At 47.1% G+C, this 225-nt stretch carries 1 protein-coding gene; it reads left to right on the top strand.

All coding sequences use genetic code 11. The features are described 5' to 3' along the window. Positions 1-225 (top strand): CotD family spore coat protein (locus tag CHH91_RS19375; RefSeq protein ID WP_217973791.1); only part of this gene is annotated, 225 nt, incomplete at both ends.

Below are 225 nucleotides of genomic sequence, written 5' to 3'. Positions count from 1 at the left end.
AAGAAAGGCTCATGCGATTGTAAAAAGCCTGAGCGCCCTTGCTACGAAACACTTCCGACAAAGGTGAAAAAATGTGATCCCATCATTCACCCTACAAAGCACCGCGTTGTAGAACAAACGGAAGTCGTCATTATCCCAGAAGTGTATCCGACCCATACGACTTATGTCAATAACCAAGTCGTACGCCGCGAGTACAGTTTTCCGCAAACCGAGTCAGTCGAAGAG

The organism is Virgibacillus sp. 7505 (genome assembly GCF_002272135.1).
GTDB lineage: Bacteria > Bacillota > Bacilli > Bacillales > Amphibacillaceae > Terribacillus.
This window is presented reverse-complemented; position numbering and strand designations above follow the sequence as displayed.